This window comes from Streptococcus oralis, from assembly GCF_001075875.1.
Classification (GTDB): domain Bacteria; phylum Bacillota; class Bacilli; order Lactobacillales; family Streptococcaceae; genus Streptococcus; species Streptococcus oralis_I.
The window spans coordinates 1-17,206 of the sequence record NZ_JUOS01000140.1 but is presented as its reverse complement, the minus strand read 5'-3'; the positions used below and the strand labels follow the sequence as shown (position 1 = coordinate 17,206).

Genomic DNA, 17,206 nt, shown 5'->3' with positions numbered 1-17,206 from the left:
GAAAGATGGAGAGATGGTTACAGGAACCAAAGAAATCGATGGTCAACAATATAGCTTTAAGGCTAGCGGTGCTATGGTTACTGGCTGGAAACAAGAAGATGACAAATGGTACTATTATGCATCAAGCGGTGAACAGAAAAAAGGTTGGATAAAATCTGCAGGTAAATGGTACTACTTGAATCAAAATGACGGCGTTATGGTGACCGGCAGACAGGAAATTGATGGTGTCAAATATAGCTTTAACCAATCTGGAGCTATGGAAACCGGATGGGTATTTGACGGCAAAGATTGGTACTATCATAAAGAATCTGGAGCTGCAGAGACTGGTTGGTTCAAGTACTCTGGTAAATGGTATTACTTAGACAATGAGACTGGTAAAATGGTCACAGGTATCCATAAAGTCTCTGGAGATTACTATTACTTTAATAAGTCTGGTGAAATGCAAGTTGGTTGGATTCAAGAAAAAGGAGACTGGTATTACTTCAAACCAAGTGGTGAAATGCTTCGAAATGCAACTACACCTGATGGCTACAAAGTAGGTAGTGATGGTAGAATGCTTCCTAATGGAGTAACAACTACCACAAGCACTACAACTACGACTCCAAACACAACAACAACTGTAGAGGAACCAACTTCAACAGAAGCAACTCTAAGAGAACCAGCTGAACATACAACTGAATCTACAACAAGTAGTGAAGAAAAGTCAGTACCAGCTAGCAGTGATAAAGTGTCTGACTAGTCTAGTACTGTTGAATAGTTGAATAAATAAAGAGAAGGGATTAAACACTAACCTATTGTTTAATCCCTTTTGATTGTTAAAATTATAAAGGTTACTTTCTTAAATAAATATCTCAAATACTGTTAAAAACATAAACTTCCTACTACAATTTGATATAATAGTAGGGAGAACTCGATTGAAGGAGAAAATTATGTCGGTTTTAGTCAAAGAAGTGATTGATAAGCTCAGACTAGACATTGTCTATGGTGAGCCAGAATTACTTGAAAAAGAAATCAATACAGGCGATATTTGTCGTCCAGGTCTCGAAATGACAGGCTATTTTGATTACTATACCCCAGAGCGGATTCAACTATTGGGGATGAAAGAGTGGTCTTATCTGATTAGCATGTCTTCTCATAACCGTTACCATATTTTGCAGAAATTGTTCCAACCGGAAACACCTGCAGTTATTGTTGCGCGTGGTTTAGTAGTTCCAGAGGAAATGCTAAAGGCTGCTAGAGAATGTAAAATCGCTATTTTAACGAGTCGTACAGCAACAAGTCGTCTGTCTGGGGAATTGTCAAGTTACCTAGATTCTCGTTTGGCTGAGCGTGAAAGTGTACATGGTGTCTTGATGGATATCTATGGTATGGGTGTGTTAATCCAGGGAGACAGTGGTATTGGTAAGAGTGAGACAGGTCTAGAACTCGTGAAACGAGGACACCGTTTGGTGGCTGATGATCGTGTAGATATCTTTGCTAAGGATGAAATGACTCTCTGGGGTGAACCAGCTGAAATCTTGAAGCATTTACTTGAGATTCGTGGTGTTGGTATTATAGATGTGATGAGTCTTTATGGTGCCAGTGCAGTTAAGGATTCTTCACAAGTTCAGTTAGCTGTCTATCTTGAAAATTATGACACGCAAAAGACTTTTGATCGCCTAGGCAATAATGCTGAGGAATTGGAGATTTCTGGAGTATCCATTCCACGTATCCGCATTCCTGTAAAAACAGGACGTAATATTTCTGTCGTTATCGAAGCAGCAGCGATGAATTATCGTGCTAAGGAAATGGGCTTTGATGCTACTCGCTTGTTTGAAGAAAGATTGACAAATCTGATTGCAAAGAACGAGGTGAAAGATGATTGATCCAATCGCTTTTCAAATTGGTCCTTTAGCTGTTAGATGGTATGCACTCTGCATTGTTTCAGGTCTTGTTTTAGCGGTATATCTTGCTAGTAAAGAAGCGCCTAAAAAGAAGATTTTATCTGATGATATTTTGGATTTTATCTTAATTGCCTTTCCTTTATCCATCATTGGTGCTAGGCTCTACTATGTTATTTTTAGATTTGATTATTATAGCCAACATCTGGGAGAGATTTTTGCTATTTGGAATGGTGGTCTTGCGATTTATGGTGGTTTAATTACTGGAGCGATTGTTCTCTATATCTTTGCTGATCGCAAATTAATCAATACTTGGGATTTCTTAGATATTGCAGCTCCGAGCGTCATGATTGCTCAGAGTCTAGGGCGTTGGGGAAACTTCTTTAACCAAGAAGCTTATGGAGCAGTCGTTGAAAATCTTGATTACTTACCTGATTTTATTAAGAATCAGATGTATATTGATGGCTCTTACCGCCAACCAACCTTCTTATACGAATCTATCTGGAATCTGATCGGTTTTGCCTTGATTGTCATTTTTAGACGCCGATTAAAGAATATCCGTCGTGGTCATATCACTGCTTTTTATCTAATTTGGTACGGATTTGGACGTATGATTATTGAGGGCATGCGTACGGATAGTCTCATGTTCTTTGGACTCCGAGTATCCCAGTGGTTGTCTGCCCTATTGATTGGCCTTGGTATTTATATCATCTTTTATCAAAATCGGAAAAAAGCACCATTTTATAATGTAAAAAAGGAGAATTAAAATGTTAGAAGTGGCTTATATTATTGTAGCGATTGCCTTGGTTGTCTTTTTAGTTTATCTGATTATTATCCTTCAAAAAGTTGGTCGTGTAATTGATGAAACTGAAAAAACTGTTAAAACTTTAACATCAGATGTAGATGTAACTCTTCATCAAACAAATGAATTGCTTACAAAGGTCAACGTTCTTGTTGATGATATCAATGTCAAAGTTGCTACAATTGATCCCCTCTTTACAGCTGTTGCAGACCTTTCTGTTTCTGTTTCTGACCTAAATGAACAAGCACGTGTTTTGAGTAAAAAGGCATCATCTGCTGGATCAAAAACTATAAAAACTGGTGCAGGTTTGTCTGCTATTCGTGTTGCAAGTAAATTTTTTAAAAAATAAAAAAGGAGTTGACTAATGGGAAAACTATCATCTATCCTTTTAGGAACTGTTTCAGGTGTTGCAGCTGCCTTGTTTTTAACTAGTGACAAAGGAAAACAAGTTAGAAGCCAAGCACAAGAATTTTTAGAAGATCTAAAAGAAGATCCTGAGTATGCTAAAGAGCAGGTTTGTGAAAAATTAACGGATATCAAAGAACAAACCAAAGAATTTGTTCTTAAAACAAAAGAGCAGATTGAATCTGGGGAAATTACTCTTGACGCTGTTCTTGATAAAGCAAAATATCATGCTCAACAAGCGACTGAAGCTTCAAAAGAAACCTTGAATCATTTTAAATCACAACTGGAAGAGAAAGTAGTTGTGGAAGAAAAAGAAAATGGTCAAGATATTGTCATTGAGCTTCAAGAAAATTAACATAGAATCACCATTTCTTGGTTTTCTAGAAAATCAAGAATGGTGATTTTTTTCTTGAGTGAACTCTTTGTGGTATAATAAATACTATGCAGAAGAAACCGACATCAGCCTATGTGCATATTCCGTTTTGCACACAGATTTGTTATTATTGTGACTTTTCAAAAGTCTTTATTAAAAATCAGCCAGTAGACAGCTATCTAGAGTATCTACTGCAAGAATTTCATTCTTATGATATTCAAAAATTGCGTACACTCTATATTGGTGGTGGGACACCGACAGCCTTGTCTGCTTCTCAATTGGAAGTTTTGTTAGATGGATTGACTAAAAACCTGGACTTGTCAATGTTGGAAGAGTTGACCATTGAGGCTAATCCTGGTGACCTGGATGCTGATAAGATTGCTGTGTTGAAAAATTCTGCAGTTAATCGTGTATCACTAGGAGTTCAGACCTTTGATGACAAAATGCTGAAAAAAATTGGGCGTAGTCATACTGAAAAGGATATTTATGAAAATATCGATCGCCTTAAACTAGCTGGTTTTGATAATATCTCTATTGACTTAATTTACGCACTTCCTGGTCAGACCATGGATCAGCTCAAGGACAATGTCTCTAAAGCTATTGCCCTTGATATTCCTCATATGAGCCTCTATAGTTTGATTTTGGAAAATCATACGGTCTTTATGAACCGGATGAGACGCGGAAAATTACCTCTTCCTAAGGAAGAATTAGAAGCTGAGATGTTTGAGTATATCATTGCAGAGCTAGAAAAAGCTAGCTTTGAGCACTATGAAATTTCTAATTTTTCTAAGACAGGCTTTGAAAGTCGACATAATCTCATGTACTGGGATAATGCCGAGTACTATGGTATCGGTGCGGGAGCATCTGGTTATGTAGATGGTGTACGTTATAAAAATCATGGACCGATCCGCCATTATTTAAAGGCAATAGAAGAGGGGAGTGCCCGTATCAATGAGGAGCACCTGAGTCAAAGGGAGCAAATGGAAGAAGAGATGTTTCTCGGCCTTCGCAAGAAGTCAGGAGTTTCCATGGCACGCTTTGAAGAAAAATTCGAACGGTCTTTCCAGGAACTGTATGGAGAAATCGTCAAAGACTTGATTCAACAAGGTCTCATGCAGCTTGATGGTGACCGTGTTCGCATGACTAAGAGAGGTCTCTTTTTAGGAGATACAGTAGCAGAACGATTTATATTGGAGTAAAATTATGGGCTTAACTTATCAAATGAAGATGAAAATTCCTTTTGATATGGCCGACATGAATGGTCATATCAAGCTACCAGATGTGATCTTGTTGTCCCTCCAGGTATCTGGTATGCAGTCAATTGAACTGGGAGTGAGTGACAAGGATGTTTTAGAACAGTATAATCTAGTCTGGATTATCACAGATTATGACATTGATGTGGTTCGTTTGCCTCGTTTTGCTGAGGAAATCACTATTGAAACTGAAGCCTTGACCTATAATCGTCTCTTTTGTTACCGCCGATTTACTATTTACGATGAAGCTGGTCAAGAAATCATTCATATGCTAGCTACCTTTGTCCTTATGGATCGTGAAAGTCGAAAGGTTCATCCTGTAGTACCAGAAATTGTCGCCCCTTATCAATCTGAGTTTTCTAAGAAACTGGTCCGTGGGCCAAAATATAGAGAGCTGGAAGAAGCGATAAGCAAGGATTATCACGTTCGTTTCTATGACTTAGATATGAATGGTCACGTCAATAACAGCAAATACCTAGACTGGATTTTTGAGGTCATGGGAGCAGATTTCCTTACTAATCATATCCCCCAAAAAATCAACCTCAAATATGTCAAGGAAGTTCGACCAGGTGGAATGATTACTTCTAGTTATGAATTAAATGGATTAGAGAGTAATCATCAAGTCACAAGTGATGGTGACATCAATGCTCAAGCAAAGATAACTTGGCGAGAAATTAATAAAGATTAGAAAGAAAGATATGACTTATAAAGGATATTTAATTGATTTAGACGGAACGATTTATAAGGGGAAAGATAGAATCCCTGCGGGAGAGGCTTTTGTTCACGAGTTACAAAAAAGAGAGATTCCTTATCTTTTTGTAACAAACAACACCACTCGTACACCTGAAAGTGTTCAAGAGATGTTAGCCAATCAGTTTAACATTGACACACCTGTATCGACGATCTATACTGCAACTTTAGCTACAATTGATTACATGAATGACCTAGGACTTGAAAAGACAGTCTATGTCATCGGAGAAGCAGGCCTAAAGGAGGCCATTCAAGCAGCAGGGTATGTCGAAGATAAAGAAAATCCAGCCTATGTAGTTGTTGGTTTGGACTGGCAAGTAGACTATGAAAAATTTGCTAAGGCAACCCTAGCTATCCATAAAGGTGCTCACTTTATCGGTACCAACCCAGATTTAAATATTCCAACGGAACGTGGACTTTTGCCTGGTGCCGGTTCACTGATTACTCTTCTTGAAGCAGCAACTCGTGTAAAACCAGTTTATATTGGAAAACCTAATGCGATTATTATGGACAAGGCTGTTGAACACCTAGGACTTGAACGCCAAGAAATTGTCATGGTGGGAGATAATTATCTTACTGATATTCGAGCTGGTATTGACAATGGAATTCCTAGTCTTTTGGTAACGACAGGATTTACAAAACCTGAAGAAGTAGAGGATTTGCCAATTGCACCAACTCATGTCCTTTCAAGTCTAGCGGAGTGGGATTTCGATGAAAACTAAGTTTACTTTTGTAGGAAGTATTCTCTTTCTCCTCTCGCTTGCGATTTTATTGACCATTTACCTGGCTTGGTTGGTTTACCCTCTGGAGATTTCTTGGTTAAACTTGACAAATCGTGTTCACCTGCAACCTCAGACCATCCAGCATAATTTTAATGTTTTGATGGATTATTTGACCAATCCATTGACTCAAGTATTGGAAATGCCGGATTTTCCTTCGTCTGCCTCTGGTATTCACCACTTTGTGGTTGTAAAGGGACTTTTCCATCTTGCTCAAGGAGTAGCAGTAGTAACTCTACCGATTGTCTATCTTTTTTGGAAGCAAGTTATTCAGAAAGGTTTTCTGCCACTTTATCGTAGAGCACTCTTAATCATACTTTCTCTACCTTTGGTTCTTGGTTTAGTTGGTGTCTTCATTGGTTTTGAACAATTCTTTACCTTATTTCATCAGATTCTTTTTGTAGGTGATGATACCTGGTTGTTTGACCCCGCAAAGGATCCTGTCATTCTTATCCTACCAGAGAACTTTTTCCTCCATGCCTTTCTCCTATTTTTCTGCTTGTATGAATTGATTTTTGGATTTATGTACCTAAAGAGTCGAAAAACAAATAGATAAGTGAAGAAAAGTCTTACTGATTCCAAATAAAATGTAGGAAGAAACTATCATTTGTAACATGAATATTTCTATATTTAAGCAAAACATTCATATGTGATTCTAAAAACCCTATTTTTCTTGAAAAAGTAGGTTTTTTTACGGAAATAACTAGTCAAGCGCTTTATTTTTTTGTATAATAGAAATAGAAAAGTATGTAAAGAAGAGGAAAGCATGATTACACTATTTTTATCACCGAGTTGTACATCATGTCGTAAAGCAAAGGCCTGGCTCGAGAAGCATAAAGTGCCCTTCCAAGAGCATAATATTATGACCAGCCCTTTAACGAGAAAAGAACTGCAACACATTCTTTCCTTGACCGAAAATGGTACTGATGACATCATCTCGACTCGTTCAAAGATTTTTCAAAAATTGAATATTGATGTAGAGAGTATCTCAGTATCGGAGTTGCTTCATTTAATTGAGCAGTATCCAAGTCTTTTGCGTCGTCCGATTATTATTGATGCAAAGCGGATGCAAATCGGTTTTAATGAAGATGAGATTCGTGCTTTTCTCCCTCGTAGTTACCGTAAACAAGAACTGAAAGAAGCTACATTGAGAGCTGGTATTAATTAGATGAATAAACAGTATAGTTACCCACTAGATTTGTCGTGGAGCACTGAAGAACTTGCTTCAGTGCTTTCTTTTTTTAATGATGTTGAAGCAGCCTATGAGACTAAGGTAGAAGCAAAGAAACTACTAGATTCCTACAAGGGATTCAAAGCGGTTGTTCCAAGCAAGAGTGAAGAGAAACGCTTGGGTCGTGAATTTGAAACTGCGAGTGGTTATTCCTTCTATCGAGCTGTCCAATTGGCCAAAGAACAAGGGGAAGGGAAGATTTCGCTTGGAAAATAAATTTGTGTTTGCCAAAGAGATTGTCAAGGAAGCAGGAGACTATATTCTAGCTCACATGCAGGAAGAATTGCATATTGAGAGAAAATCATCTCCTACCGACTTGGTGACTCGTTTGGACAAGGAAGTTCAGAATTTTTTGGTTGATAGGATTCGTTCGCATTATCCTGATGACAAATTTTGTGCAGAAGAGGGATGTCTGCGTGCTTCAGTTGGATATGGATCTGTTTGGGTCATTGATCCCATTGATGGTACTAACAACTTTGTCGCACAAGGTGAAGATTTCGCCATTATGGTAGCGTATTTTGAAAATGGTGTGGGGCAGTTTGGGATCATTTATGATGTCATGAAAGGTCATTGTTACCATGGAGGAGTTGCTTTTCAGCCCTGTCTCAATGAAGAACCTTTGCCTAATTTTAAGGATAAGCCCTTGCGTGATTTTCTAATTGCGAGTAATGCTGGTATGTTGGAAACAAACGCTTGGGGTGTAGCAGAATTGGCTAATGCTTCACTTGGTGTGCGAATATATGGAAGTGCAGCTATCAGCTTTTCAAAAATTCTCTCAGGTCAACTATTGACCTATATCACCTATCTCCAACCTTGGGATTATGCTGCAGCTAGTATCATAGGAGAAAGTTTAGGTTATCAGATTGTAACCTTAACTGGAGAGCCGGTGGATTTTCAGACACGACAACCAATTATGATGGTTCCAACTGACAAGTTGGCAGAAATCCAATCCTATATCTATGAAAGGAAATGAACTTACATGCAATTTCCAGAAGGATTTGTAAAAAAATATGAAGCAATATTGGGAGATGAGGCAAGAGCTTTTCTTGCCTCTTTTGATGATGAGGCAGTTTCCGCCTTTCGCATCAATCCCTTAAAAGAAAGACAAGTTTCTTTTTCAGATGCTATTCCAAATACACCCTGGGGCTATTATGGCAAGGTTTCAGGGAAATCACCTGAGCATGTAACAGGTTTGGTCTATTCCCAAGAACCTGCTGCGCAAATGGTTGCACAAGTAGCTCAACCAAAACCAGGTATGAAGGTCTTGGATTTGGCAGCCGCACCAGGTGGGAAATCCACTCAACTGGCAGCCTATCTTGCAGGCGAAGGTCTTCTTGTTTCCAATGAAATTTCTAGCAAGCGAGCAAAGATTTTGGTTGAAAATATGGAACGGTTTGGAGCGTCAAATGTAGTTGTGACCAATGAATCTGCCGATCGTTTGGCTAAAGTGTTTAAGGGATATTTTGACCTAATTGTTCTAGATGCTCCATGTTCTGGAGAAGGAATGTTCCGAAAACAGCCAGATGCTATGGATTATTGGAGTGTAGAATATCCAAGCCAATGTGCTGACTTGCAGCGTGAAATTCTAGAGGATGCAGTCACCATGTTGGCTGCTGGTGGTCGTTTGGTCTATTCTACCTGTACCTGGGCTCCAGAAGAAAATGAAGAAATTGTCCAATGGTTACTGGATAGTTATGATTTTGAATTGATTCCAATCGAACCTATCAATGGTATGGCTTCTGGGATTGATTTTCCAGAGACAGCTCGGATGTACCCACATCGTTTTAAGGGAGAAGGCCAATTTGTTGCTCATCTTCAGTTTAAGGGACAAAATAAGTCAGGAAAGTTCAAGCCTTCTAAGACTAATCTCAGTCGCGAACAGTTGAGTTTATGGCAAGATTTTGAAAAAAAACATCTAAAGATTAATTTGCCAGGTATTTTACAGACTTTTGGTGACCAACTGTATCTCTTGCCTGAAGTTCTACCAGATTTGGGTAAACTTAGGATTGCACGAAACGGAGTTCATCTTGGAACCTTTAAGAAGAAACGTTTTGAACCAAGTTTTGCACTTGGGCTAGCTTTAAAACCAAGCCAAGTCAAACAATCAATTGAAATTCATCAAGAAGACTTCGTTAAATACGTGGCCGGTGAAACAGTTCAATTATCTGAAACTTTGCCAAATGGGTGGTACCAAGTTTTGGTTGCTGGAAATGGTTTGGGTTTTGCAAAAGTGACAGGAAATACATTGAAGAATTATTTCCCTAAGGGCTTGAGGTTTAAGGTGAAAAACTAGTCAAAATCAGTATTCTATGTTATAGTGGAAGTATGGATTTTTTGCATAAAACATAGAAAAATAGGGCGAAATTCCAAGCTATTCATCATTATTTTCAAGGAGACAAATAGTGAAAAAATTTAAAAAACTCACACTCTCTCTTGCGACTCTTTTACTTGCTGGTTCGCTAGCAGGATGTGCAAGTTGGATTGATCGTGGGGAGTCTATGACGGCTGTTGGTTCAACTGCTCTCCAACCTTTAGTCGAGGCGGCTGCAGATGAATTTGCATCAGCTCACATCGGAAAAACAGTCAATGTTCAAGGTGGTGGTTCTGGTACAGGACTGTCGCAGGTTCAGTCAGGAGCAGTAGATGTCGGCAACTCCGACGTATTTGCGGAGGAAAAAGACGGTATTGATGCCTCAGCCTTAGTCGACCATAAGGTAGCTGTCGCAGGTTTGGCTGTTATTATCAATAAAGAAGTAGATGTTGATAATCTAACGACCGATCAGCTCCGACAAATCTTCACAGGAGAAATTACCAACTGGAAAGAAGTCGGTGGGAAAGATTTAGCCATTTCTATTATCAACCGTGCGGCAAGTTCAGGTTCTCGTGCGACTTTTGACAGTGTGATCATGGATGGGCAATCAGCAATGCAAAGTCAGGAACAAGATTCAAACGGGATGGTCAAATCAATTGTTTCTCAAACCCCTGGAGCTATTTCCTACCTAGCCTTTGCCTATGTTGATGACTCAGTTGGGACTATCAAACTCAATGGTTATGAACCAATTTCAGAGAATGTAACCACGAATAATTGGCCTTTGTGGTCTTATGAACATATGTATACACTTGGTGAGCCAAATGAATTAGTTGCAGAATTTTTAAACTTTATCCTTTCAGATGAAGTTCAGAATGGAATCGTTAAAGGCATGGGCTATATTTCTGTTAAGGAAATGAAGGTTGAAAAAGATGCTGCAGGTACTGTGACAGCAATAGAAGGGAGCCAATAATGAATCAAGAAGAATTATCTAAAAAATTGCTCTCTCCGTCAAAAAATTCTCGTCTTGAGAAATTAGGAAAAGGGCTAACCTTTGCCAGCCTTTCTTTGATTGTCATCATTGTAGCCATGATTTTGATTTTCGTGGCTCAGAAAGGCTTATCGACCTTCTTTGTCAATGGTGTGAACATTTTTGATTTCCTATTTGGACAGACTTGGAATCCTTCAGGGAAACAATTTGGTGCTCTTCCGATGATTTTAGGTTCCTTTATTGTTACCATCCTATCAGCTCTGATTGCAACACCATTTGCCATTGGGGCTGCAGTCTTTATGACAGAAGTATCACCAAAAGGGGCAAAGATTTTGCAACCTGCTATTGAACTCCTAGTTGGGATTCCTTCAGTAGTTTATGGATTTATCGGATTGCAGGTCGTCGTACCATTTGTACGTAGTGTCTTTGGTGGAACAGGTTTTGGTATTTTATCAGGGATTTTCGTTCTCTTTGTTATGATCTTGCCGACTGTAACCTTTATGACAACTGATAGCTTACGTGCAGTTCCTCGTCACTACCGTGAAGCTAGTTTAGCTATGGGAGCTACTCGTTGGCAGACTATCTGGCGTGTAACCTTGAAGGCGGCACGTTCAGGTATTTTTACGGCAGTAGTCTTTGGTATGGCGCGTGCTTTCGGTGAAGCACTAGCTATTCAGATGGTGGTCGGAAACTCAGCAGTTGTTCCAACTTCATTGACGACACCAGCAGCGACTTTAACATCTGTATTGACCATGGGTATCGGAAATACTGTTATGGGAACTGTTGATAATAATGTTCTTTGGTCACTAGCCTTAGTATTGCTTTTGATGAGCTTGGCCTTTAACAGTGTGATTAAATTGATTACGAAAGAAAGAGGAAAGAAAAACTATGCACGCTAAGAAATTAGATAAACTTGCTACAGCTGTCCTCTATACCATCGCAGGAATCATTGTGACCATCCTTGCTTCCTTGATTCTCTATATCTTGGTTCGAGGCTTACCTCATGTTTCTTGGTCCTTCTTGACTGGAAAATCATCTTCTTACCAAGCAGGTGGTGGTATTGGAATCCAGCTTTATAATTCCTTCTTCCTTTTGGTCATTACCTTATTCATCTCTGTACCTCTATCAATGGGGGCTGGAATTTATTTGGCTGAATATGCAAAAAAAGGTCGTGTTACCAACTTCGTTCGTACCTGTATTGAAATTTTGTCTTCACTGCCATCAGTCGTAGTCGGTCTCTTTGGTTACCTCATCTTTGTAGTTCAGTTCGAGTATGGATTTTCCATTATTTCTGGTGCCTTGGCTTTGACTGTCTTTAACCTTCCACAGATGACGCGTAATGTTGAAGACAGTTTGAAACACGTTCACCATACGCAACGTGAGGCTGGTTTGGCGCTTGGGCTTTCTCGTTGGGAAACAGTTCTTCATGTCATTATCCCCGAAGCCCTACCTGGTATTGTAACAGGTATTGTGCTTGCCTCAGGTCGTATTTTTGGTGAAGCTGCGGCTCTTATCTATACTGCAGGACAATCTGCGCCAGCTCTTGACTGGTCAAACTGGAATGTCCTCAGCGTAACCAGTCCAATCTCAATCTTCCGTCAAGCAGAAACCTTGGCTGTTCATATCTGGAAAGTCAACAGTGAAGGAACTATTCCTGATGGAACACTTGTTTCAGCAGGTTCTGCTGCGGTGCTCCTCATCTTTATCTTAATCTTTAACTTTGGAGCACGTAAACTCGGAAGCTATCTACATAAGAAATTAACCGCAGCCTAAAGGAGAAGCCATGTCAAAATATAATTGGGATGAAAGGCATATCATTACTTTTCCAGAAGAAAAAGTGGCCCTCTCTACGAAGGATTTACACGTTTACTACGGTAAAAATGAATCTATCAAGGGCGTCGATATGCAATTCGAAAAAAATAAAATTACAGCCTTGATTGGTCCGTCGGGATCTGGGAAATCAACCTACCTACGCAGTCTCAACCGTATGAATGATACCATTGATATTGCAAAGGTGACAGGACAGATTCTCTATCGAGGTATTGACGTTAACCGTCCTGAAATCAATGTTTATGAAATGCGTAAACACATCGGAATGGTTTTCCAACGTCCAAATCCATTTGCTAAATCTATTTACCGCAACATCACTTTTGCACATGAACGTGCAGGTGTTAAGGATAAGAAGGTTCTTGATGAAATTGTAGAAACTTCACTTCGTCAGGCCGCCCTCTGGGATCAGGTTAAAGACGACCTTCATAAGTCAGCCTTGATGCTTTCAGGTGGTCAGCAGCAACGTCTCTGTATCGCGCGTGCTATTTCTGTAAAACCAGACATTCTCTTAATGGATGAGCCAGCATCAGCCTTGGATCCGATTGCGACAGCTCAACTTGAAGAAACCATGCTTGAGTTGAAGAAGGACTTTACCATTATCATCGTAACTCACAGTATGCAACAAGCTGCGCGTGCTAGTGATTATACAGGATTCTTCTACCTGGGTGACTTGATTGAGTATGATAAAACTGCAAATATTTTCCAAAATGCCAAGCTACAGTCAACAAATGACTATGTAACTGGACACTTTGGTTAGAGAGGAAACAGTATGACAGAACCGATTTTACAGGTTTCAGACCTGTCAGTCTATTACAATAAAAAGAAGGCCTTGAATAGTGTTTCCTTATCCTTCCACCCCAAGGAAATTACGGCCCTTATCGGTCCGTCTGGATCTGGGAAATCAACACTTCTAAAGGCTATTAACCGAATGGGTGACCTTAATCCTGAAGTGACGACAACTGGATCAGTGGTTTATAATGGGCACAATATCTATAGTCCGCGTACCGACACGGTTGAATTACGTAAGGAAATCGGGATGGTTTTCCAACAACCAAATCCCTTCCCTATGTCTATCTACGAAAATGTTGTTTATGGTCTCCGCATTAATGGGGAAAAAGATAAGAACGTTTTGGATGAAGCTGTGGAGAAAGCTTTACAGCGTGCTTCAATCTGGGATGAGGTTAAGGATCGCTTGCATGATTCAGCTATTGGACTTTCAGGTGGACAGCAGCAACGTGTCTGTGTAGCCCGTGTATTGGCGACTAGTCCAAAGATTATCCTCTTGGATGAGCCTACCTCAGCCTTGGACCCTATTTCTGCTGGTAAGATTGAGGAAACCTTGTATGGTCTAAAAGACAAATACACCATGCTCTTGGTTACGCGTTCCATGCAGCAAGCATCTCGTATCTCTGACAAGACAGGATTTTTCCTAGATGGAGATTTGATTGAGTTTAACGATACCAAGAAGATGTTCCTCAACCCACAACACAAGGAAACAGAAGATTATATTTCAGGAAAATTTGGATAAGGAGATAAATGATGTTACGTTCTCAATTGGAGGAAGATTTAGAGAAATTGCATAATCAGTTTTATGCTATGGGACAAGAAGTTCTTTCCCAAATCAATCGTACCGTACGTGCTTTTGTAACGCATGACCGTGACATGGCTAAAGAAGTCATTGAGGAAGATGCAGAAGTAAATGAATACGAAGTTAAACTTGAAAAGAAATCATTTGAAATGATTGCCCTACAACAGCCAGTTTCACAAGACTTACGTACAGTTTTAACAGTTCTAAAAGCTGTGTCAGACTTAGAACGTATGGGGGACCATGCAGTATCCATTGCTGAAGCAACCATTCGTATGAAGGGTGAACAACGCATCCCAGCAGTCGAAGAAGAAATTAAAAAAATGGGTCGTGAAGTAAAAAACTTTGTTGAAGCCGCTTTAGAACTTTATTTGAATGGTTCTGTGGATCAAGCCTATGAAGTTGCAACCATGGATGAAAATATCAACCATTATTTTGATAATATTCGAGACCTAGCTACAGAAGAAATCAAAAAACATCCAGAAGCTATCGTCACAGGTCGTGATTATTTCCAAGTTATTTCTTACTTGGAACGCATCGGTGACTATGCAAAAAATATCTGTGAATGGGTTGTTTACTTTGAAACAGGTAAGATTGTTGAATTGTAAGATTGATTAATTATGCAAAAAAAGGAGCTTGTTAGTAAGTAAAAGCTCCTTTTTTGAAACAAAAATTGAAAATTTTTCATAAAAATTTAGAATATGCTTGACAAAAGAAGTAGATAGAGTTATAATTATACAAAATTAACAGAGAGGTTGTTTATTTATGAATTTTAAAAAATGGATATTTGTCTTATGTAGTTTTCTTGCAAGCTTCTTATTGGTGGCTTGCCAATCGTCTAGCTCAAGCTCGCAGTCTGCAGTGGAGGCCATCAAGCAAAAAGGAAAATTAGTGGTCGCAACTAGTCCCGACTATGCTCCCTTTGAGTTTCAAGCACTTGTGGATGGTAAAAACCAAGTCGTAGGTGCGGATATTGACATGGCGCAAGCAATCGCTGATGAACTTGGAGTGAAATTGGAAATTTCAAGTATGAGTTTTGATAATGTCTTGACCAGTCTTCAAACAGGAAAAGCAGACCTAGCAATTGCGGGAATCAGTGCAACTGAAGAAAGACAAGAAGTCTTTGATTTCTCAATTCCTTACTATGAAAATAAAATTAGCTTCCTTATCAGAAAATCAGATCTTGAAAAATACAAGGATTTGGACTCTCTAGCAAGTGCTAATATTGCAGCTCAAAAAGGGACTGTTCCTGAATCTATGGTTAAAGAGCAACTTCCAAAGGCACAGTTGACTTCTTTGACAAATATGGGAGAAGCAGTAAACGAGCTCCAATCTGGTAAGGTTGATGCCGTTCATATGGATGAGCCAGTAGCATTGAGCTATGCTGCTAAGAACTCAGATTTGGCAGTGGCTACGGTAAGCTTGACTATGAAAGAAGGCGAAGCAAATGCTGTAGCTATCAAAAAAGGTAACTCAGATTTGAAGGAAGTAGTTGATAAGGTCATCCAAAAACTGAAAGATGACGGAACTTACCAAACTTATCTTGAAAAAGCTGCTAAGCTAACAGAAGTAGAACAATAAAAAATAACAGAGTTGGATTTCAGTCCAGCTCTGTTTTTAAATAGCTTAATGTTTCTTCAATATTTTCTAAAGGAACTTTTGCAAAGTGATAAGGGCAGTTCGCTAGATAGGAAGATTCAAAGAAGTCGAGTTCTAGAGGACTGTGTTTAAGACTAGCGATGCTAGGATAGTTCCTGAGATCAAGCAAAAGCCCATCATGAAGTGGATAGTTCGGTAGGGAAAGGGGATACCTTTGTAAGAGCTGTTGGATGTGCTTCTGACTTTTTTCTTGCAGTGCCAGTCGTGCTAGTCTGTTTTTCTCAAAGAGTTGACTATCGATGTAGAGTGATAGAGCCTTTTGCATGATAAGGTTATTATCGTAGTCGAGAATGTTTTTATAGGCCACAAAAGCTTCCTTGATAGTGTTTGGAAGAAGAAGGGCAGTGATTCGAAGGGCAGGAAATAGACTGGTAGAAAAGGACTTGATATAGATGACCAAATCATGTTGGTCTAAATAATGAAAGGTTTGTCCCATTTTAGGATCCAAGTCCCCCAGATAGTCATCCTCAACGATATAAATCTGATATTTGGCAGCCAAGTCAAGGATGGCAAGTTTTTCCTCTTCAGAATAAGAATGCCCCAGAGGATAGTGGAAACGGGGAATAGTATAGAAAAACTTAATCTTTCCGCTTTTAAAGTGTTCCTCAAGTTTGTTTAGTTCAATGCCGTCTACTCGACGGTCAATGGTTTGATAGGGAAGATTTTGAGCTAGTAGCAGCTGGTTCATCCGATGATAGGTCGGTTGTTCAACCAGTATTTCCTGAGTTTGACCTGGAAAATCAATCTGGGAAAGAATAAACAGTGCTTGTTGGGTTCCAGACGTCATGACCAACTGGTCTGCCTTACTATAAATCGCTTGATCAAAGAGTAGTGTCTGAACGGACTGACGTAATTCTTCTAAACCCTCTTGGTGTTCATAGTAGTTGTAGAGATAATTTTCTCGCCCAATCAAGCTTTCATTAACGCACAGACGAAAATCATCATAGGCTGCTGCGTGTTCATCGTTAACTGAGATAATTAAGTCTTCATGACTGGTTTGTTGCTCCAATACATAATAACCACTTTGAGGTTTTGAGTAGATATATTTATCATATCGAAGTTCCATGAGTGCACGCTGAATGGTGTCCTTACTGCAGTGGAAATCTTGACTGAGTTTTCGGATAGATGGCAGGCGACTTCCAGTTGGAAATCTACCTGATTCTATCTCATTTTTTAGATAGTGAACGACTTGTTCATACTTGCTTTCTTGCTTCATCCCAGACCTCTCTCGATTTTGTTACATTGTACCTTTTTTTTAGAAGTTTGGCAATGTTATACTCTTCGAAAATCTCTTCAAACCGCGTCAACGTCGCCTTGCCGTATATATGTTACTGACTTCGTCAGTTCTATCCACAACCTC

20 protein-coding genes and 1 pseudogene are annotated in these 17,206 nt (G+C 39.3%); 20 read left to right on the top strand and 1 reads right to left on the bottom strand.

Annotated features, from left to right (window positions below):
- From ADM33_RS08100 to ADM33_RS08005, 20 genes and pseudogenes are all read left to right on the top strand, one after another.
- A pseudogene (locus tag ADM33_RS08100) lies at window positions 1-739 on the top strand (N-acetylmuramoyl-L-alanine amidase family protein); the annotation flags it as partial.
- A gap of 190 nt (window positions 740-929) precedes the next feature.
- Window positions 930-1,865 (top strand): HPr(Ser) kinase/phosphatase, encoded by a 936-nt coding sequence (gene hprK, locus ADM33_RS08095; protein WP_049504380.1) that lies wholly within the window; start codon window positions 930-932, stop codon window positions 1,863-1,865.
- On the top strand, window positions 1,858-2,646 hold the full coding sequence (gene lgt, locus ADM33_RS08090; protein WP_049504378.1) for a prolipoprotein diacylglyceryl transferase: 789 nt from the start codon (window positions 1,858-1,860) through the stop codon (window positions 2,644-2,646). Before hprK ends, lgt begins: the two co-directional genes overlap by 8 nt.
- Before the next feature lies 1 nt (window position 2,647).
- Entirely contained in the window at window positions 2,648-3,031 is a 384-nt protein-coding gene (locus tag ADM33_RS08085; protein WP_049504376.1) for a DUF948 domain-containing protein, read from the top strand.
- A gap of 15 nt (window positions 3,032-3,046) precedes the next feature.
- Entirely contained in the window at window positions 3,047-3,442 is a 396-nt protein-coding gene (locus ADM33_RS08080; protein WP_049504375.1) for a YtxH domain-containing protein, read from the top strand.
- Between the two features lie 86 nt (window positions 3,443-3,528).
- Window positions 3,529-4,659 (top strand): radical SAM family heme chaperone HemW, encoded by a 1,131-nt coding sequence (hemW, locus tag ADM33_RS08075; RefSeq protein ID WP_049504374.1) that lies wholly within the window; start codon window positions 3,529-3,531, stop codon window positions 4,657-4,659.
- 4 nt (window positions 4,660-4,663) lie between these two features.
- Window positions 4,664-5,401, top strand: coding sequence for an acyl-ACP thioesterase domain-containing protein (locus ADM33_RS08070; RefSeq protein WP_049504372.1), 738 nt, complete (start codon window positions 4,664-4,666; stop codon window positions 5,399-5,401).
- 10 nt (window positions 5,402-5,411) lie between these two features.
- Window positions 5,412-6,185 (top strand): TIGR01457 family HAD-type hydrolase, encoded by a 774-nt coding sequence (locus ADM33_RS08065; protein ID WP_049504371.1) that lies wholly within the window; start codon window positions 5,412-5,414, stop codon window positions 6,183-6,185.
- Window positions 6,175-6,798, top strand: coding sequence for a TIGR01906 family membrane protein (locus ADM33_RS08060; RefSeq protein WP_049504370.1), 624 nt, complete (start codon window positions 6,175-6,177; stop codon window positions 6,796-6,798). Before ADM33_RS08065 ends, ADM33_RS08060 begins: the two co-directional genes overlap by 11 nt.
- A gap of 210 nt (window positions 6,799-7,008) precedes the next feature.
- Window positions 7,009-7,410, top strand: coding sequence for a Spx/MgsR family RNA polymerase-binding regulatory protein (locus ADM33_RS08055; protein ID WP_000631256.1), 402 nt, complete (start codon window positions 7,009-7,011; stop codon window positions 7,408-7,410).
- Window positions 7,411-7,689 carry a UPF0223 family protein gene (locus tag ADM33_RS08050; protein WP_045763367.1) on the top strand — a complete coding sequence of 93 codons (279 nt, stop codon included), beginning with the start codon at window positions 7,411-7,413 and terminating at the stop codon, window positions 7,687-7,689.
- A complete protein-coding gene (locus ADM33_RS08045; RefSeq protein WP_049504367.1) occupies window positions 7,679-8,446 on the top strand; it encodes an inositol monophosphatase family protein in 768 nt (255 codons plus the stop codon). The genes ADM33_RS08050 and ADM33_RS08045 overlap by 11 nt, the downstream gene beginning before the upstream one ends.
- A gap of 6 nt (window positions 8,447-8,452) precedes the next feature.
- A complete protein-coding gene (locus ADM33_RS08040) occupies window positions 8,453-9,766 on the top strand; it encodes an RsmF rRNA methyltransferase first C-terminal domain-containing protein (protein ID WP_049504365.1) in 1,314 nt (437 codons plus the stop codon).
- A gap of 109 nt (window positions 9,767-9,875) precedes the next feature.
- Window positions 9,876-10,754 carry a phosphate ABC transporter substrate-binding protein PstS gene (locus tag ADM33_RS08035; protein ID WP_049504363.1) on the top strand — a complete coding sequence of 293 codons (879 nt, stop codon included), beginning with the start codon at window positions 9,876-9,878 and terminating at the stop codon, window positions 10,752-10,754.
- On the top strand, window positions 10,754-11,671 hold the full coding sequence (gene pstC / locus ADM33_RS08030; RefSeq protein WP_049504361.1) for a phosphate ABC transporter permease subunit PstC: 918 nt from the start codon (window positions 10,754-10,756) through the stop codon (window positions 11,669-11,671). Before ADM33_RS08035 ends, pstC begins: the two co-directional genes overlap by 1 nt.
- On the top strand, window positions 11,661-12,545 hold the full coding sequence (pstA, locus tag ADM33_RS08025) for a phosphate ABC transporter permease PstA (RefSeq protein ID WP_049504359.1): 885 nt from the start codon (window positions 11,661-11,663) through the stop codon (window positions 12,543-12,545). The genes pstC and pstA overlap by 11 nt, the downstream gene beginning before the upstream one ends.
- Before the next feature lie 10 nt (window positions 12,546-12,555).
- On the top strand, window positions 12,556-13,359 hold the full coding sequence (pstB, locus tag ADM33_RS08020) for a phosphate ABC transporter ATP-binding protein PstB (protein ID WP_049504357.1): 804 nt from the start codon (window positions 12,556-12,558) through the stop codon (window positions 13,357-13,359).
- Window positions 13,360-13,371: 12 nt separating this feature from the next.
- On the top strand, window positions 13,372-14,130 hold the full coding sequence (gene pstB, locus ADM33_RS08015; RefSeq protein ID WP_049504356.1) for a phosphate ABC transporter ATP-binding protein PstB: 759 nt from the start codon (window positions 13,372-13,374) through the stop codon (window positions 14,128-14,130).
- Between the two features lie 11 nt (window positions 14,131-14,141).
- A complete protein-coding gene (gene phoU, locus ADM33_RS08010; protein WP_049504355.1) occupies window positions 14,142-14,795 on the top strand; it encodes a phosphate signaling complex protein PhoU in 654 nt (217 codons plus the stop codon).
- Between the two features lie 157 nt (window positions 14,796-14,952).
- Window positions 14,953-15,768, top strand: a complete 816-nt coding sequence (locus tag ADM33_RS08005; protein WP_049504353.1) for an ABC transporter substrate-binding protein — start codon at window positions 14,953-14,955, stop codon at window positions 15,766-15,768.
- A gap of 19 nt (window positions 15,769-15,787) precedes the next feature.
- Here the strand turns inward: ADM33_RS08005 and ADM33_RS08000 are convergent, their stop codons facing one another.
- Window positions 15,788-17,062, bottom strand: coding sequence for a PLP-dependent aminotransferase family protein (locus tag ADM33_RS08000; protein WP_049504352.1), 1,275 nt, complete (start codon window positions 17,060-17,062; stop codon window positions 15,788-15,790).
- Between the last annotated feature and the right edge of the window lie 144 nt (window positions 17,063-17,206).

What these genes read in the sequence shown, in the direction of transcription:
- hprK (WP_049504380.1), top strand. Translation starts at nt 930, where the DNA reads ATGTCGGTTTTAGTCAAAGAAGTGATTGATAAGCTCAGACTAGACATT.
- lgt (WP_049504378.1), top strand. Translation starts at nt 1,858, where the DNA reads ATGATTGATCCAATCGCTTTTCAAATTGGTCCTTTAGCTGTTAGATGG.
- ADM33_RS08085 (WP_049504376.1), top strand. Translation starts at nt 2,648, where the DNA reads ATGTTAGAAGTGGCTTATATTATTGTAGCGATTGCCTTGGTTGTCTTT.
- ADM33_RS08080 (WP_049504375.1), top strand. Translation starts at nt 3,047, where the DNA reads ATGGGAAAACTATCATCTATCCTTTTAGGAACTGTTTCAGGTGTTGCA.
- hemW (WP_049504374.1), top strand. Translation starts at nt 3,529, where the DNA reads ATGCAGAAGAAACCGACATCAGCCTATGTGCATATTCCGTTTTGCACA.
- ADM33_RS08070 (WP_049504372.1), top strand. Translation starts at nt 4,664, where the DNA reads ATGGGCTTAACTTATCAAATGAAGATGAAAATTCCTTTTGATATGGCC.
- ADM33_RS08065 (WP_049504371.1), top strand. Translation starts at nt 5,412, where the DNA reads ATGACTTATAAAGGATATTTAATTGATTTAGACGGAACGATTTATAAG.
- ADM33_RS08060 (WP_049504370.1), top strand. Translation starts at nt 6,175, where the DNA reads ATGAAAACTAAGTTTACTTTTGTAGGAAGTATTCTCTTTCTCCTCTCG.
- ADM33_RS08055 (WP_000631256.1), top strand. Translation starts at nt 7,009, where the DNA reads ATGATTACACTATTTTTATCACCGAGTTGTACATCATGTCGTAAAGCA.
- ADM33_RS08050 (WP_045763367.1), top strand. Translation starts at nt 7,411, where the DNA reads ATGAATAAACAGTATAGTTACCCACTAGATTTGTCGTGGAGCACTGAA.
- ADM33_RS08040 (WP_049504365.1), top strand. Translation starts at nt 8,453, where the DNA reads ATGCAATTTCCAGAAGGATTTGTAAAAAAATATGAAGCAATATTGGGA.
- pstC (WP_049504361.1), top strand. Translation starts at nt 10,754, where the DNA reads ATGAATCAAGAAGAATTATCTAAAAAATTGCTCTCTCCGTCAAAAAAT.
- pstA (WP_049504359.1), top strand. Translation starts at nt 11,661, where the DNA reads ATGCACGCTAAGAAATTAGATAAACTTGCTACAGCTGTCCTCTATACC.
- pstB (WP_049504357.1), top strand. Translation starts at nt 12,556, where the DNA reads ATGTCAAAATATAATTGGGATGAAAGGCATATCATTACTTTTCCAGAA.
- pstB (WP_049504356.1), top strand. Translation starts at nt 13,372, where the DNA reads ATGACAGAACCGATTTTACAGGTTTCAGACCTGTCAGTCTATTACAAT.
- phoU (WP_049504355.1), top strand. Translation starts at nt 14,142, where the DNA reads ATGTTACGTTCTCAATTGGAGGAAGATTTAGAGAAATTGCATAATCAG.
- ADM33_RS08005 (WP_049504353.1), top strand. Translation starts at nt 14,953, where the DNA reads ATGAATTTTAAAAAATGGATATTTGTCTTATGTAGTTTTCTTGCAAGC.
- ADM33_RS08000 (WP_049504352.1), bottom strand. Translation starts at nt 17,062, where the DNA reads ATGAAGCAAGAAAGCAAGTATGAACAAGTCGTTCACTATCTAAAAAAT.